Here is a 15672-nt window from a genome sequence, read left to right as displayed (position 1 = left end):
CGCGCGGACCGGTTAGATCGAATTTTTGGAAGGGTCGTCAGCGTGTCTGAACCGGCTGTACCGGTGGATGCTAATGTCGTCCGGCCGAAAATCGATTAATTCATTTTATTGGAAATAGGGCCCCAAAACAATCCTGAGGCGCACGATTTTTTGATCCGCCGTGATGTCACGGCGGATCAGCATACAGGTCAGCATTTTACTTCACGCTCGCGTGCTTGAAGCAGATCAGCGGCGGCGGAACTGGCCGCCGCGCTGGCCGGGACGGGGAGGTCCGCCCATCCCGCTGGGGCGTTCGTCCTTGTGACGGAAAATCAGCCGGCCCTTTTCGAGGTCGTAGGGCGACATCTCCACCGTCACGCGGTCTCCCGCCAGCGTCTTGATGCGGTTCTTCTTCATCTTGCCGGCGGTGTAGGCGACGATCTCGTGTCCGGCGTCGAGTTGCACGCGGTAGCGTGCGTCGGGGAGGATTTCGGTGACCAGTCCTTCGAACTGGATCAGCTCTTCCTTAGCCATGAATTTCTCCAGGTCGTGGACGGCTAGTGCGAATGGGGTTTGCGGTTCGGGTGGCCGTTCGGCCGACTCTCACGGCGCAAAAAGGCCACGCCTTGTATCCCATCAGACGCCCCCGCGCTATGCGCGGAACGCTGTTCCGGGCGGTCGGTCGACGAAGAATGCATCTTTCCACCGGAGCGACGGCTGCGAGACCCTTTCGAGTTCGAGGCCTTTGGGCCGTTGCCAGGCCTTCCGTCAACACGCCTCCCGTCAGCATGCCGCGCGTCGCCATGCCGGCCTTCCCCGGGACGTCCGTCGCCCTGCTTGCCGGCGCTGTGGTGGCGTCCATCGCCATGCCGTTCATCGTTGCGCCGTCCCTCACCATGCCGTGCGCCTTGCGGACGCTGGCCCGGGCGGCCACCCGGCCGGCCCTGCCGTTGCTGCGCCGGGGGAGCCCCCGCATCGCGGCGGCCGGCATCGGTGCGGAGGTCTTCGCGCGGCAGCGCCACGCGGATCAGCTTCTCGATGTCGCGGAGGTAGCTGAGCTCCTCGCCGCCTGCGACCAGCGAGATCGCGGTGCCTTCGGCGCCGGCGCGCGCAGTGCGGCCGATCCGGTGGACATAGGTCTCGGGCACGTTCGGCAGGTCGTAGTTGATGACGTGGGTGATGCCATCGACGTCGATGCCGCGGGCAGCGATGTCGGTGGCGACCAGGGTGCGGATTTCACCGGAGCGGAACTGGGCGAGCGTGCGCTCGCGATGGTTCTGCGACTTGTTGCCGTGAATGGCGCTGGCAGCGATGCCGGCCCTCTCGAGCGTCTTCACGACCTTGTCGGCGCCGTGCTTGGTGCGGGTGAACACCAGCGCGCGGTTGATCGGCTCGTCCTTCAGCAGCTTGGTCAGGAAGGTGGCCTTGGCCGAGAAATCGACCTGGATGATGCGCTGATTGATGCGCTCGGCGGTCGAGGAGACCGGGGTCACCGCGACGCGGGCGGGGTCACGCAGCATGGAATCGGCGAGCTCGGCGATGTCCTTCGGCATGGTGGCCGAGAAGAACAGCGTCTGCCGCTTGATCGGCAGCTTGGCTACGATTTTACGGATGTCGTTGATGAAGCCCATGTCGAGCATGCGGTCGGCTTCGTCGAGCACGAGGAATTCGACGCTGCCAAGCTTCAGTCCGTTGCTCTGCACGAGGTCGAGCAGACGACCGGGGGTGGCGACCAGCACGTCAACGCCCTGCATCAGGGCGCGGACCTGACGGCCCATCGGCACGCCGCCGATGGCGAGGGTTGAGGCCAGGCGGATGTGGCGGCCATAGGCGTTGAAGCTGTCGAGGATCTGCCCCGAGAGCTCGCGGGTGGGCGACAGCACCAGCACGCGGCAGGTCTTGGGCTGCGGCTTGATGCGGTTTTCGAGCAGGCGGTGCAGGATCGGCAGCGCGAAGGACGCGGTCTTGCCGGTGCCGGTCTGGGCGATGCCGACGACATCGCGGCCGGTCAGCGCCGTGGGAATCGTCTGGGCCTGGATGGGGGTGGGGGTGACGTAATTCTCTTCTTGAAGAGCGCGCGCGATGGGTTCGGCAAGGCCGAAGTCCTGAAAGGAAGTCAAAAGATGGGTTCTTTCCATGTCGAAAGCGGGCGCCCGGCGCAATCAGCGGGGCACGCGCATAAGGGTGTCGAGAAGACACCTGCGTGTTTGGGGTGTCGGTTGGCTTGGGAGATATGGGGCAAGCCAGAGGCCCGTACGGGCTTAAGAACACGCGGCTCGCAACGATCGCTCGATTCGCAAGCGATCTCCGCCTCCATATGGAACATTGACGCGGCGCTTTCAAGGCAGGTGTTCACCTGGCGTCGATTGCGGTGCAAAAAAAGTTATGCCGGATTTTTAGCCAGAGATGACGATTTGCTCACAAAATAGACTGACTGCCGCATAAGCATACATTTTATCCGCATAAGTTTTGAGCAGTTTGACTGCGGCCAAACTTTGATTGTGGCAAAATTATCTAGATTGACCAATCACTTGGCAGGTGCCCAGCCCATGGCATGGTTCTTGCGATTCCGTTAATCGCAGGCGGCCGTGGGGCCGTTTCGCAGCGTTTTTCACGTCTGCGTCAGGGAGATGATACATCCATGCCTACCAAATCCATTCACGATATAGCGGCGTCATTTAGCCGCCGCGGCGTTCTCGCCGCGACCGCTGGACTGATGCTCGGTCTGGCGTCCATTTCCGGTGCCAAGGCCGCGGACGACACCATCAAGGTCGGCGTCCTGCACTCCCTCTCCGGCACCATGGCCATCAGCGAAACCACGCTGAAGGACACCATCCTTTTCCTGATCGACGAGCAGAACAAGAAGGGCGGTGTGCTCGGCAAGAAGCTCGAGGCCGTTGTCGTCGACCCCGCCTCGAATTGGCCGCTGTTCGCCGAAAAGGCGCGCGAGCTGATCACCAAGGACAAGGTCTCGGTCGTGTTCGGCTGCTGGACCTCGGTGTCGCGCAAGTCGGTGCTCCCGGTGTTCAAGGAGCTCAACAACATCCTGTTCTACCCCGTGCAGTACGAGGGTGAAGAGTCCGAGCGTAACGTGTTCTACACCGGCGCGGCGCCGAACCAGCAGGCGATCCCGGCCGTCGACTATCTGATGAAGGACGAGAAGGTGAAGCGCTGGGTGCTCGCGGGCACCGACTACGTCTACCCGCGCACCACCAACAAGATCCTGGAAGCCTATCTGAAGTCCAAGGGTGTCGCCCAGGAAGACATCATGATCAACTACACGCCGTTCGGTCACTCCGACTGGCAGACGATCGTGGCCGACATCAAGAAGTTCGGTTCGGCCGGCAAGAAGACGGCGGTGGTCTCGACCATCAACGGCGACGCCAACGTCCCCTTCTACAAGGAACTCGGCAACCAGGGCATCAAGGCGAAGGACATCCCGGTGGTCGCGTTCTCGGTGGGTGAGGAAGAACTCGCCGGCATCGACACCAAGCCGCTGGTCGGCCATCTCGCCGCCTGGAACTACTTCGAGTCGATCAAGACCCCGGCGAACGAGAAGTTCATCAAGGACTGGCAGGCCTACACCAAGAACCCGAAGCGCACGACCAATGATCCGATGGAAGCGCACGTGATCGGCTTCAACATGTGGATCAAGGCCGTCGAGAAGGTGAAGTCGACCGATCCTGACAAGGTGATCGACGCGCTTCCCGGCATCGAGGCTGCGAACCTGACCGGTGGCACCTCGAAGATGCTGCCGAACCACCACATCACCAAGCCGGTGTTCATCGGCGAGATCAAGGGCAACGGCCAGTTCGACGTGGTCTGGAAGACCCCGGGTCTCGTCGCTGGCGACGCCTGGTCGAAGGAGCTCGACGGCTCCAAGGACCTGATCGGCGACTGGGTCGGCAAGAAGTGCGGCAACTTCAACACCAAGACCAACAAGTGCCTCGGCTCCGGCTCCTGATCCGGATCTGACGTTCGACTGCACAATGGGAGAAGACGGCTATTCCGCCGTCTTCTCCCCACTTCTGCCGGGGTGATCCACAGTGCCAACCAATTTATCCGCTCGTCTCTGCACCTTTGTCCTCTCGCTATTCCTGCTCGCGTTCGCACTGCCGGCCTTTGCCGGTCCGTTCGAGGATGCGGTCGCCAAATTTGCCAACGACGATTATTCCGATACGGACGAAGCGATCGGCGTGGTCGCAAGCAGCGGCAATGCGCTGGCTTTTCCGATCATCAGCGCACTCCAGGACGGCCGCCTGATGGCCGACCTCGATAGCAAGAAGGTCTACGTCACCGGCACCGACGGCAAGTCGATTGATGCCGCGACCGGCCAGCCGGTGGCCAGCGTGCCCGATAGCGCCAGCGCCGTTCGCCTCAACAACCGCCTGCGCCGCAGCGTCGACGCTGCGCTCGGCAGCCTGACGCTGCAATCGCCCGATCTCGGTGCGCGCCTCCAGGCCGCGCAGTCCGTCTTCAAGTCGCATGAGGAGACCGCGCTCGAGCCCGTCGAAAGCGCGCTCGCCAAGGAAACCAACAGATCCGTCAAGACCGCGCTCGGTGATGCGCGCGCCGCGATCCTGCTGTTCAAGTCCGACGCCACGGAAGTGCAGAAGCTCGAGGCTGTCGCCACCATCAAGGCGCGCGGCGATCAGGAAGCGCTGGCGCTGCTGTCCGACATTGGCTCCGACCAGCCTGCCTCCGTCGCGAAGGCCGCGACGAGCGCGATCGGCTCGATCCAGAGCTCGCTTGCGGTCTGGTCCATGGTGCAGAACGCCTGGTACGGCCTGTCGCTCGGTTCAGTGCTGCTGCTCGCCGCGATCGGGCTCGCCATCACCTTCGGCGTGATGGGCGTCATCAACATGGCCCATGGCGAGATGGTGATGATCGGGGCCTACACCACCTTCGTGGTGCAGGAGGTGATCCGCACCCGCTATCCCGCTCTGTTCGATTATTCGCTGCTGATCGCGGTGCCGCTCGCCTTCCTCGTCGCCGGCGCCATCGGCGTGCTGATCGAGCGCAGCATCATCCGCTTCCTCTATGGCCGGCCGCTGGAGACGCTGCTCGCGACCTGGGGCCTGTCTCTGGTGTTGCAGCAGGCGGTGCGCACCATGTTCGGTCCGACCAACCGTGAAGTCGGCAATCCTTCCTGGATGAGCGGTGCATTCGACCTCGGCCAGATCACCATCACATATAATCGGCTCTGGATTCTCGTCTTCACGCTTGCGGTGTTCATGATCCTGCTCGCGATGCTGCGCTATACGGCGCTCGGCCTCGAGATGCGCGCAGTGACGCAGAACCGTCGCATGGCAGCCTCGATGGGCATCGCCACCTCGCGCGTCGACGCGCTGACCTTCGGGCTCGGCTCGGGCATTGCCGGCATCGCCGGCGTGGCACTGTCGCAGATCGACAATGTCAGCCCCAATCTCGGCCAGAGCTACATCATCGACAGTTTCATGGTGGTGGTGTTCGGCGGGGTGGGCAATCTATGGGGGACCCTTGTGGGCGCCTTCACGCTCGGCATCGCCAACAAATTCCTGGAGCCGGTCGCCGGCGCCGTGCTCGGCAAGATCGCGATCCTGGTTCTGATCATCCTGTTCATTCAAAAGCGGCCGCGCGGCCTGTTCGCGCTCAAGGGCCGTGCGGTGGAAGCATGACCCCTCACATGCTGACGCGATCGCTGGACCGCGGCGCGGCGATCTTCCTCGCCGTCGTCGCTGCCTGCGGCATCCTCATTCCGCTCTCCAACCTGCTGCTGCCGGCGGGCTCGTTCCTGCAGGTGCCGACTTATCTGGTCGCGCTCTGGGGCAAATATGTCTGCTACGCCGTCCTGGCGCTGTCGATCGACCTGATCTGGGGCTATTGCGGCATTCTCTCGCTCGGCCACGGCGCCTTCTTCGCGCTCGGCGGCTACGCCATGGGCATGTATTTGATGCGGCAGATCGGCACCCGCGGCGTCTACGGAAATCCGATCCTGCCGGACTTCATGGTGTTCCTGAATTATTCGAAGCTGCCCTGGTCCTGGTACGGCTTCGACATGTTCTGGTTCGCGGCGCTGATGGTGCTGCTCGTGCCCGGGCTGCTCGCCTTCTGCTTTGGCTGGCTTGCCTTCCGCTCCCGCGTCACCGGCGTGTATCTCTCGATCATCACGCAGGCGATGACCTACGCGCTGCTGCTCGCGTTCTTCCGCAACGATTTCGGCTTCGGCGGCAACAACGGCCTGACCGACTTCAAGGACATTCTGGGCTTCAACGTCCAGGCCGAGGCAACGCGCGCGGCGCTGTTCGCGTTGAGTTGTTTGGCGCTGATCCTCAGCTTCCTGATCTGCCGCTCCGTCGTGTCCTCCAAGCTCGGCAAGGTGCTGATCGCAATCCGCGATGCGGAATCGCGCAGCCGCTTCCTCGGCTACCGTGTCGAATCCTACAAGCTGTTCGTGTTCACGCTGTCGGCCTGCATGGCCGGCGTCGCCGGCGCGCTCTATGTGCCGCAGGTCGGCATCATCAACCCGTCCGAATTCGCGCCGGGCAATTCGATCGAGGCGGTGATCTGGGTCGCGGTCGGCGGCCGCGGCACGCTGGTCGGCGCGGCGCTCGGCGCCATCGTCGTCAACTACGCCAAGACCTTCTTCACGTCCGGCGTGCTGGCGCCGTACTGGCTGTTCATGCTGGGTGCCCTGTTCATCCTGGTGACGCTGCTGCTGCCCAAGGGCATCGTCGGCACCTTCAATGCATGGCGGGAGGCTTCGAGAGAGAGGCGTCCTGCGCAGGCCCACGCGAGTGCGGCGGCCGACGACGGCGTCACCGAATCGAAAATGGCGGAGAAGCGGTCATGAACGTCATGGACACCCGCGCGACCTCCGCGATGCTCTATCTCGACGGCGTGCACGTCTCGTTCGACGGCTTCCACGCCATCAATAATCTGTCGTTGACTCTCGAACCCGGCGAGATGCGCGCCATCATCGGTCCGAACGGCGCCGGCAAGACCACGATGATGGACATCATCACCGGCAAGACCAAGCCGGACGAGGGAACGGTGCTGTTCGACGGCGTCACCGATTTGACGCGGCTGGACGAGACTCGCATCGCCGAGCTTGGCATCGGCCGCAAGTTCCAGAAGCCGACGGTGTTCGAAAGCCAGACCGTGCAGGACAATCTTCTGCTGGCGCTCAACGTCGATCACAGCGTCAAGGGCACGCTGTTCTGGCGCGGCAGCAGGGCGGAGTCGGAGCGTATCGACAGGGTGCTGGAGACGATCCGCCTCACCGACGCCCGCAACCGCCTCGCCGGCAGCCTCAGCCACGGCCAGAAGCAGTGGCTGGAGATCGGCATGCTGCTGGCGCAGGATCCAAAATTGCTCCTCGTCGACGAGCCCGTCGCAGGGATGACCGACGTCGAGACGCATCTCACCGCCGAGTTGCTGAAAGAGATCAACAAGACCCACACCGTGATGGTGGTCGAGCACGACATGACGTTCGTGCGCGAGCTGGGGGTCAAGGTCACTTGCCTGCATGAAGGCACGGTGCTTGCGGAGGGAACCATCGACCAGGTCTCGTCCAACGAGCGGGTCATCGAAGTCTATCTGGGACGCTGAGCGATGCTTGAGGTCAAGGACATCAACCTGTTCTACGGTGCGGCGCAGGCGCTGCGCGGTGTGTCGATCGCGGCCGAGCCCGGCAAGGTGACGTGCGTGCTCGGGCGTAACGGCGTCGGCAAGACCTCGCTGTTGCGCGCCATGGTCGGGCAATATCCGATCTCCTCGGGCGCGATCGTGTTCGACGGCAACGACATCACGGGCCTCAAGCCCTATGAGCGGGCGCGCAAGGGCATCGGCTTCGTGCCGCAAGGCCGCGAGATCTTTCCGCTGCTGACGGTCGAGGAGAACCTCAAGACCGGCTTCGGCCCGCTCAAGCGCGAGGACAAGCATATCCCGGACGACGTGTTCTCGTTGTTTCCGGTGCTGGAGTCCATGCTCGGCCGGCGCGGCGGCGATCTCTCCGGCGGCCAGCAACAGCAACTGGCGATCGGGCGTGCGCTGGTGATGCGGCCGAAACTGTTGCTGCTCGACGAGCCGACCGAAGGCATCCAGCCCTCGATCATCAAGGATATCGGCCGGGCCATCTCTTACTTGCGCAACCTCGGCAACATCGCCATCGTGCTGGTCGAACAATATCTCGACTTTGCCTGCGAGCTCGGCGACAGTTTCGCGGTGATGGATCGCGGCGCGGTGAAGTTCACCTGCGACCGCGCCAATCTCGACGCCAGCGAGATCAGCCGCCAGATGGCGCTGTAAGCCGTGAAATTGTAGGCTCGAAAAAATCCCGCCGCGGCTGGCTAGGGGAGACGGATGCGCAGCGACGCCTTGGTGACCTCTTTGGCGACATCTTCGGTGTTCGAAGCCAATCGCGCCCGCGGCGCGGTGCGCTTCGACGTGCACGCCCGCGACGGTGTGACGCGACGGGGGGCTTTGCATGAATCCGGCTCGCTCCGCGTGCGCTTTCCCTCGCCGGAGGACGATGGCCTGTCCGGCGTGTTCGTCAACACGGCTGGCGGCGTCGCCGGCGGCGATCGCTTCGACATCGAGATCGCGGCCGCCGACGCTGCGCGTTTGACGCTGACAACGGCGGCCGCCGAAAAGGTCTATCGCGCGGCGGGGGCCGCGGCGCAGCTCAACATTTCCTTGAAGGTCGCCGCTGGCGCGCATCTCGGCTGGCTGCCTCAGGAGACGATCCTGTTCGACCGCGCCCGGGTTCACCGCCGCTTCGACATCGAACTCGATGATGCCGCCTCGCTCCTGCTTTGTGAAATTGTCGTATTCGGTCGCACCGCCATGGGCGAGCGCATGGAGCGGGGCGAATTCGTCGACCGCTGGCGGTTGCGCCGTGGCGGCAGGCTGGTCTTTGCCGAGACGATCAGGCTCGACGGCAATATCGGCGCCAAACTCGCGCGATCGGCAGTCGCCAAGGCGGGTGCTGCGATCGGCACGGCCCTGATCGTGCCCGGCGATGAGGCGCTCGTCGAGCGTATTCGCGAGGCATCGGAATCTTTCAGGGGCGAGGTCGGAATCTCGGCCTGGAACGGCTTTGCAATGGCGCGGTTCTGTGCCCAAGATGCGGCGCGTTTGCGGGCCGACATGATGGCCGTGCTGGCGCGCACCGGTGCGGCCTTGCCGCGGTTGTGGCTGAATTGACGCGTTGAACGGAAGAGATTTCGCATGAACCTGTCTCCCCGCGAAAAGGACAAGCTTCTGATCTCGATGGCGGCGATCGTGGCGCGCCGCCGGCTCGACCGCGGCGTCAAGCTCAATCATCCGGAGGCGATCGCCATCATTTCCGATTTCATCCTCGAAGGCGCGCGCGATGGCCGCACCGTCGCCGAGCTGATGCAATCCGGCGCACAGGTCCTCACCCGCGACCAGGTGATGTCCGGTATCCCCGAGATGATCCACGACATTCAGGTCGAAGCGACGTTTCCTGATGGCACCAAGCTCGTCACCGTGCACGAACCGATCCGATAGGAGCGCATATGATCCCCGGCGAACTCTTCATCCAGGACGGCGAGATCGAGCTCAATGCCGGCCGCAAGACCGTGACGCTGACGGTGGCCAATACCGGCGACCGCCCGATCCAGGTCGGTTCGCACTATCATTTCTTCGAGACCAATCCGGCGCTGAAGTTCGATCGCAAGAAAGCCCGCGGCATGCGCCTCGACATCGCTGCGGGCACCGCCGTCCGCTTCGAACCCGGCCAGACCCGCGACGTCCAGCTTGTCGCCATGGCCGGGAAGAAGACGATCTACGGTTTTCGCGGTGAGGTACAGGGCAAGCTGTGACGTAAGCCGAGATGAGTGCCGTGATCTACAGTGAGGTGAGCACGCCGGTCGGTCTCCCTCACCCCTTGCGGGGGAGGGTTGGGGAGAGGGGTATGCCACACGACGAGGTCAGCGAGATTCAGCGCCATCGCGCCAAACGATTGAGGCGCGAGATGACTCGTGCGGAGACGTTGCTGTGGCGCTACCTGAAGGCCGATCGTCTCGCGGGCTTGGCCTTTCGCCGCCAGACTCCGATGGGCCATTACATCGCCGACTTCGTCGCGCATTCCTGCAAGCTCATCGTTGAGCTCGATGGCGAGAGCCACGATTTCGAAGAGCGTATCCGCCACGATGAACGGCGCGACCAATGGTTCGCATCCCGCGGTTATCGCGTGCTGCGTTTTACCAATGACGACGTGATGAAGAATCTTGAGGGCGTTGTTCTCTCTATTGTCGAGGCAGCGGAGCAAGCGGCCCCCCTCTCCCTAACCCTCCCCCGCAAGGGGGGAGGGAACCCTACTGCCAGTGCGTCCCTTACCTCTGATACCGACGCACCGGAGCAGCCATGATACATCGTCAGGTGAGCACATTGGTCAGGCTCCCTCCCCCCTTGCGGGGGAGGGTTGGGGAGAGGGGTGGGCCGCGAACTCAGAGGCGAGTAATTTTGCGAGGCTGCGCAGATCGCGGATGTCGTCATCGAGGAGCGCTGTGACCGTCATGCTGCTGCCCGTCCGCCTCATCTCCGAAGCTGCTGAACTGGCCGCGCGCCGGCACAATGGCATGGCGCGCAAGGGGCGGGGGAGGGAGCCTTACATCAACCATCTCGCGGAGGTCGCGAACCTGCTCGCGACCGCGACCGATGGGGCCGATGCCGAGCTGGTCGCGGCCGGGTGGCTGCATGATGTGATCGAGGACACCGAGACCACACGGGAGGAGCTCGTGCAAAGACTCTCCGAACGCGTTGCCTCTCTCGTCGTCGAATGTACCGACGATATGAGCTTGCCGAAGGCGGAGCGACGACGCCTGCAGGTGGTCGAGGCGCCGAAGAAATCGGCAAGCGCAAAACTGATCAAGATGGCCGACAAGATCAGCAATATCGGCGCGCGCATTCATTCCGATCCGACCACTGAGGAGCGCGACGACCTCGCCGACTACACCGGCTGGGCCGAGCAGGTCGTCGCGGGCTGCCGCGGCGGCAATGCCTGGCTCGACACGACATTCGACGACATGGCGCGAAAAGCGAGGGCCTCGCTGTGAACGCCGATCAGAAATTCAAACGCAAACGGGGCTTGTGATGTCCGTCAAGATGAAGCGTTCCGTCTATGCCGACATGTTCGGCCCGACCACCGGCGACAAGGTACGGCTGGCCGACACCGACCTCATCATCGAAGTCGAGAAGGATTTCACCATTTATGGCGAGGAGGTGAAGTTCGGCGGCGGCAAGGTGATCCGCGACGGCATGGGGCAGTCGCAGGTCACCAACAAGCAGGGCGCGGCCGATACCGTTATCACCAATGCGCTGATCGTCGACCATTGGGGCATCGTCAAGGCCGACGTCGCCATCAAGGACGGCATGATCGCCGGCATTGGCAAGGCGGGCAATCCCGACATCCAGCCGGGCGTCACCATCATCATCGGCCCCGGCACCGACGTGATCGCGGGCGAGGGAAAAATCCTCACCGCCGGCGGCTTCGACAGCCACATCCATTTCATCTGCCCGCAGCAGATCGAGCACGCGTTGATGTCCGGTGTCACCTCGATGCTGGGCGGCGGCACCGGTCCCTCGCACGGCACCTTCGCCACCACCTGCACGCCCGGCCCCTGGCACATGGGACGGATGATCCAGTCGTTCGACGCCTTCCCGGTCAATCTCGGCATTTCCGGCAAGGGCAACGCATCGCGCCCCGCCGCGCTGGTCGAGATGATCAAGGGCGGTGCCTGCGCGCTGAAGCTGCACGAGGACTGGGGCACCACGCCGGCGTCGATCGACAATTGTCTGTCGGTTGCCGACGACTACGACGTCCAGGTCATGCTGCATTCCGACACGCTGAACGAGTCCGGCTTTGTCGAGGACACGATCAAGGCGTTCAAGGGCCGCACCATCCACGCCTTCCACACCGAAGGCGCGGGCGGTGGTCACGCCCCTGATATCATCAAGGTCGCGAGCCTGAAGAACGTGCTGCCGTCCTCGACCAATCCGACGCGGCCCTTCACCCGCAACACCATCGACGAGCATCTGGACATGCTGATGGTGTGTCACCACCTCGATCCCTCGATCGCGGAAGATCTGGCGTTCGCCGAAAGCCGCATCCGCAAGGAGACCATCGCGGCCGAAGACATCCTGCACGATCTCGGCGCGCTCTCGATGATGTCCTCGGACTCCCAGGCCATGGGCCGGCTCGGCGAGGTCATCATCCGGACCTGGCAGACCGCCGACAAGATGAAGAAGCAGCGCGGGTCGTTGCCGCAGGACAAGGGCAAGGACAACGACAATTTTCGCGTCAAGCGCTACATCGCCAAGTACACGATCAATCCGGCGATCGCGCATGGCGTGTCGAAGCTGATCGGTTCGGTGGAGAAGGGCAAGCTCGCCGATCTCGTGCTGTGGTCGCCGGCCTTCTTCGGCATTAAGCCGGACTGCATCGTCAAGGGCGGCATGATCGTGGCAGCGCCGATGGGTGATCCCAACGCCTCGATCCCGACGCCGCAACCGGTGCATTATCAACCGATGTTCGGCGCCTTCGGCAGGGCGCGGACGGCGTCCTCGGTGGTGTTTAGTTCAAAGGCAGCCATCACCGGCGGTCTCGCGCGAAAGCTCGGTATCGAGAAGAAGCTCTATGCGGTCCAGAACACCCGCAGCAAGATCTCGAAGAAGAGCATGATCCATAACGACGCCACGCCCAATATCGAGGTCGATCCGGAGACCTATGAGGTGCGCGCCGACGGGGAGCTGCTCACCTGTCCCCCCGCCGAGGTGCTGCCGATGGCGCAGCGATATTTCATGTACTGAAATAGCGCCTCAACGCATGCTCCCGGCGCATGTCTCACAGCATGCCCGGGGGCGGCTTTTCCGGTTTTGCGTTCGATCCCGGCTGGTCTAATGTCCCGCCCGGTATCTAACCTTTAGAAGAAAAGCCTGGAGGATTTCTCGTGATCTACGTCGTTGCCACCCTGACCATCAAGCCCGAAACGCGAGCCGAATTCATTGCAGCCGCCACGGCCTGCATCAAGGAGACGCGGAAAGAGCCCGGCAATATCGCCTACGATTTGCACGAGAGCGTCACCGATCCCTCCAAGATGGTGTTCGTCGAGCAGTGGGAGAACGCCGAGGCGCTGGTGCCCCATCGCGGCCAGGAGCACATGAAGACGTTCGGCCGCGTCGCGGTGAAATGCTTCACAGCGCCGCCGAAGATCGAAGTCATCACGCCCGAGAAGGTCGAGACGAGGTAACAGCGCATGATCCGGGCGACGCAGGTTAAGGGACAGCACCGCTTTACGGAAACGCCGGCGGATACCGTCGTGCTCGATTTCGACGATCGGCACCGACGCCGCATGGCGATGAACGGGACGCGGGGCCTCGAATTCCTGCTCGACTTGGAGAACGCCGTCGCGCTGCGCGGCGGCGATGCGCTGGTGCTGGAGGACGGCAGGCTGGTCGAGGTGGTCGCGGCGCCCGAGCCGCTGCTCGAGATCCGCGGCCGCGATCCGCAGCATCTCATCCGCGTCGCCTGGCATCTCGGCAACCGCCATCTGCCGACGCAGCTCATGGCCAAAGCCTTGCGGATTCGCCGCGACCACGTCATCGAAGCCATGGTGAAAGGGCTTGGCGCGCGGGTGGTCGAGATCGAGGCGCCGTTCGATCCCGAAGGCGGGGCCTATGCCGAGGCCGGCCATGCGCATGGGCATGACGACCACGCGCATCACGATCACGGTCATCACGATCATGGTCATCATGATCATGGCCACGATCACCATGATCATCACGGCCACGACCACCAGCATGATCATGCCCATGACCATGGCCACGGGCATGATCATCACCATCATCACGACGGGCATTGCGACCATCCCGACCATCGCCACGGCCACAAGCATGCTCATGACCACAAATGAGCCGGTCACGGTCTGCGACCTCGCTGAGCGCGAGGCGGCGGCGCTGTACCGGCTGATGACGTGGCTGTCGCCAGCGTTTCCTGTTGGCGGTTTCTCCTATTCCAGCGGCATCGAGTGGGCGGTCGAGGCGGGCGACATCACCGACATCGCGACGCTCGCCGATTGGCTCGATGCGATGCTCGGCGACGGCTCGGGCTTTTGCGATGCGACGTTTCTGGTCCATGCTTACCGCGCCGCCGAGGCCGGCGAAGACGCCGCCTTGAATGATATCGCCGAGCTTGCCGCGGCCTTCGTGCCGTCGCGCGAACGGCAGCTCGAGACGACCTCGCAGGGCCGCGCCTTCATCGACATCTCCCGCGCGGCGTGGGATGCCGAGGGCCTGGACGCCGTGGTCGCGGCATGCCGCACGCCACTGGTCTATCCCGTTGCCGTCGGCGTCGTCGCCGCGCTGCACGGCGTGCCGCTGGCGCCGACACTTCACGCCTTCCTGCATGCGCTGGTCTCGAACTGGATCTCGGCGGCGAGTCGGCTCATTCCGCTCGGCCAGACCGACAGCCAGCGCGTGCTGGTGAGATTGGAAGCCGCCGTCGCCATAACAGCCAATCGGGCGCTGAACGCGACACTGGATGATCTCGGCAGCGCGACCTTCCGCGCCGATCTCGCCAGCCTGCGGCACGAGACACAATATACGCGGCTGTTCAGGTCATGAGGGCGTTGCGTCGCCCTCCGCCGTCGTCCTGGCGAAAGCCAGGACCCATAACCACGAGTGCCTGTGGTCATGCATGGCTGTGGCTCCAGTTTGGCGCGACAACGAGCTTCGGTGGCAATGGGTCCTGGCTTTCGCCAGGACGACGATAGGAAAGATTCAATGTCGAAATCTCACGGCCCCTTGCGTGTCGGCGTCGGCGGCCCCGTCGGATCGGGCAAGACGGCGTTGATGGACCTGCTCTGCAAGACCATGCGCGAGCGTTATGACATCGCCGCGATCACTAACGACATCTACACCAAATGGGATGCGGAATTCCTTGTGCGGTCGGGCTCGCTGACGCCGGACCGCATCGCCGGCGTCGAGACCGGCGGCTGCCCGCACACCGCGATCCGCGAGGACGCTTCGATGAACCTGGCGGCGGTGGCAGACATGCGCGCGAAATTCCCCGGGCTCGACCTCGTGCTGATCGAATCCGGCGGCGACAATCTGGCTGCCACTTTTTCCCCAGAGTTGGCCGACCTCACCATCTACGTCATTGACGTTGCCGCCGGCGACAAGATTCCGTCCAAGGGCGGCCCCGGCATCACCCGTTCCGATCTTCTGGTCATCAACAAGATCGACCTCGCGCCCCATGTCGGCGCGTCCCTCGAGAAGATGGACACGGATGCCAGGCGCATGCGCGGCGAGCGCCCCTTCGTCATGACCAATCTGAAGAAGAGCGAGGGGCTGGACCGCATCGTCGGCTTCATCGAGACCAAAGGTGGACTGAAACGTGCGGATTGAAACGGGCGGGCTGACCGGCCGCGGCGACGTGGCGCAGGCATCTTCCGCCGTTAACGTCTGAGGCAAATCCGCATCAGCGGAACAAATTTTGGACACGGCGATTATCTACCTCCGGTGCCCGGAGCAAAGCCCTCGTTGGCCGGACGATCGGCCGGGCGGATTAAGCTTTTTGGGCGACCGAAGTTGCGTACAGATGCCTCCTCCGTCATTATCTCTGCCACTGGGGTCCACCCTGTTTCGGCACATGGCCGTTCGAGCGGCGTTGATATGCTCCGTGTTTAT

Annotated in this window: 17 protein-coding genes; 15 read left to right on the top strand and 2 right to left on the bottom strand. The window is 63.4% G+C overall.

Annotation, left to right across the window (positions count from 1 at the left end):
- Positions 1-225: 225 nt before the first annotated feature.
- A complete protein-coding gene (gene infA / locus YUA_RS0108065; protein ID WP_007599789.1) occupies positions 226-513 on the bottom strand; it encodes a translation initiation factor IF-1 in 288 nt (95 codons plus the stop codon).
- 23 nt (positions 514-536) lie between these two features.
- Positions 537-2117: a DEAD/DEAH box helicase gene (locus YUA_RS0108060; RefSeq protein WP_027530210.1), complete on the bottom strand. Its 1581-nt coding sequence runs from the start codon at positions 2115-2117 to the stop codon at positions 537-539.
- A gap of 503 nt (positions 2118-2620) precedes the next feature.
- Between YUA_RS0108060 and urtA the strand changes: the two genes are divergently transcribed.
- From urtA to ureG, 15 genes are all read left to right on the top strand, one after another.
- On the top strand, positions 2621-3943 hold the full coding sequence (gene urtA, locus YUA_RS0108055) for an urea ABC transporter substrate-binding protein (protein ID WP_027530209.1): 1323 nt from the start codon (positions 2621-2623) through the stop codon (positions 3941-3943).
- An 82-nt stretch (positions 3944-4025) separates the two neighbouring features.
- Complete coding sequence (gene urtB / locus YUA_RS0108050; RefSeq protein ID WP_027530208.1) at positions 4026-5636, top strand: urea ABC transporter permease subunit UrtB; 1611 nt, start codon at positions 4026-4028, stop codon at positions 5634-5636.
- Complete coding sequence (gene urtC / locus YUA_RS0108045; RefSeq protein WP_027530207.1) at positions 5633-6811, top strand: urea ABC transporter permease subunit UrtC; 1179 nt, start codon at positions 5633-5635, stop codon at positions 6809-6811. Before urtB ends, urtC begins: the two co-directional genes overlap by 4 nt.
- Positions 6808-7569, top strand: a complete 762-nt coding sequence (urtD, locus tag YUA_RS0108040; RefSeq protein ID WP_027530206.1) for an urea ABC transporter ATP-binding protein UrtD — start codon at positions 6808-6810, stop codon at positions 7567-7569. The genes urtC and urtD overlap by 4 nt, the downstream gene beginning before the upstream one ends.
- Positions 7570-7572: 3 nt before the next feature.
- Positions 7573-8268: an urea ABC transporter ATP-binding subunit UrtE gene (gene urtE / locus YUA_RS0108035; protein ID WP_027530205.1), complete on the top strand. Its 696-nt coding sequence runs from the start codon at positions 7573-7575 to the stop codon at positions 8266-8268.
- Between the two features lie 54 nt (positions 8269-8322).
- On the top strand, positions 8323-9165 hold the full coding sequence (locus YUA_RS0108030; protein WP_027530204.1) for an urease accessory protein UreD: 843 nt from the start codon (positions 8323-8325) through the stop codon (positions 9163-9165).
- A gap of 24 nt (positions 9166-9189) precedes the next feature.
- Positions 9190-9492, top strand: a complete 303-nt coding sequence (locus YUA_RS0108025) for an urease subunit gamma (RefSeq protein WP_027530203.1) — start codon at positions 9190-9192, stop codon at positions 9490-9492.
- 8 nt (positions 9493-9500) lie between these two features.
- Entirely contained in the window at positions 9501-9806 is a 306-nt protein-coding gene (locus YUA_RS0108020) for an urease subunit beta (protein WP_027530202.1), read from the top strand.
- Positions 9807-9898: 92 nt separating this feature from the next.
- Positions 9899-10354, top strand: coding sequence for an endonuclease domain-containing protein (locus YUA_RS43685; protein WP_035970664.1), 456 nt, complete (start codon positions 9899-9901; stop codon positions 10352-10354).
- A gap of 148 nt (positions 10355-10502) precedes the next feature.
- Positions 10503-11042: an HD domain-containing protein gene (locus YUA_RS0108010; protein ID WP_027530201.1), complete on the top strand. Its 540-nt coding sequence runs from the start codon at positions 10503-10505 to the stop codon at positions 11040-11042.
- Positions 11043-11079: 37 nt separating this feature from the next.
- The gene (gene ureC, locus YUA_RS0108005; RefSeq protein WP_027530200.1) at positions 11080-12795 is read left to right on the top strand and encodes an urease subunit alpha; all 1716 of its coding nucleotides are present in this window, start codon (positions 11080-11082) and stop codon (positions 12793-12795) included.
- A 140-nt stretch (positions 12796-12935) separates the two neighbouring features.
- A complete protein-coding gene (locus YUA_RS0108000) occupies positions 12936-13235 on the top strand; it encodes a putative quinol monooxygenase (protein ID WP_027530199.1) in 300 nt (99 codons plus the stop codon).
- Positions 13236-13241: 6 nt separating this feature from the next.
- On the top strand, positions 13242-13898 hold the full coding sequence (locus YUA_RS0107995; protein ID WP_027530198.1) for an urease accessory protein UreE: 657 nt from the start codon (positions 13242-13244) through the stop codon (positions 13896-13898).
- Complete coding sequence (locus YUA_RS0107990) at positions 13879-14607, top strand: urease accessory protein UreF (protein ID WP_084292251.1); 729 nt, start codon at positions 13879-13881, stop codon at positions 14605-14607. The genes YUA_RS0107995 and YUA_RS0107990 overlap by 20 nt, the downstream gene beginning before the upstream one ends.
- Positions 14608-14766: 159 nt before the next feature.
- Positions 14767-15390, top strand: a complete 624-nt coding sequence (ureG, locus tag YUA_RS0107985; RefSeq protein WP_027530196.1) for an urease accessory protein UreG — start codon at positions 14767-14769, stop codon at positions 15388-15390.
- Positions 15391-15672 lie beyond the last annotated feature (282 nt).

The organism is Bradyrhizobium sp. WSM3983 (assembly GCF_000473045.1).
Lineage (GTDB): Bacteria > Pseudomonadota > Alphaproteobacteria > Rhizobiales > Xanthobacteraceae > Bradyrhizobium.
Note: the sequence above shows the minus strand (reverse complement) of the source record. Positions and strands in the feature narration are given on the sequence as shown.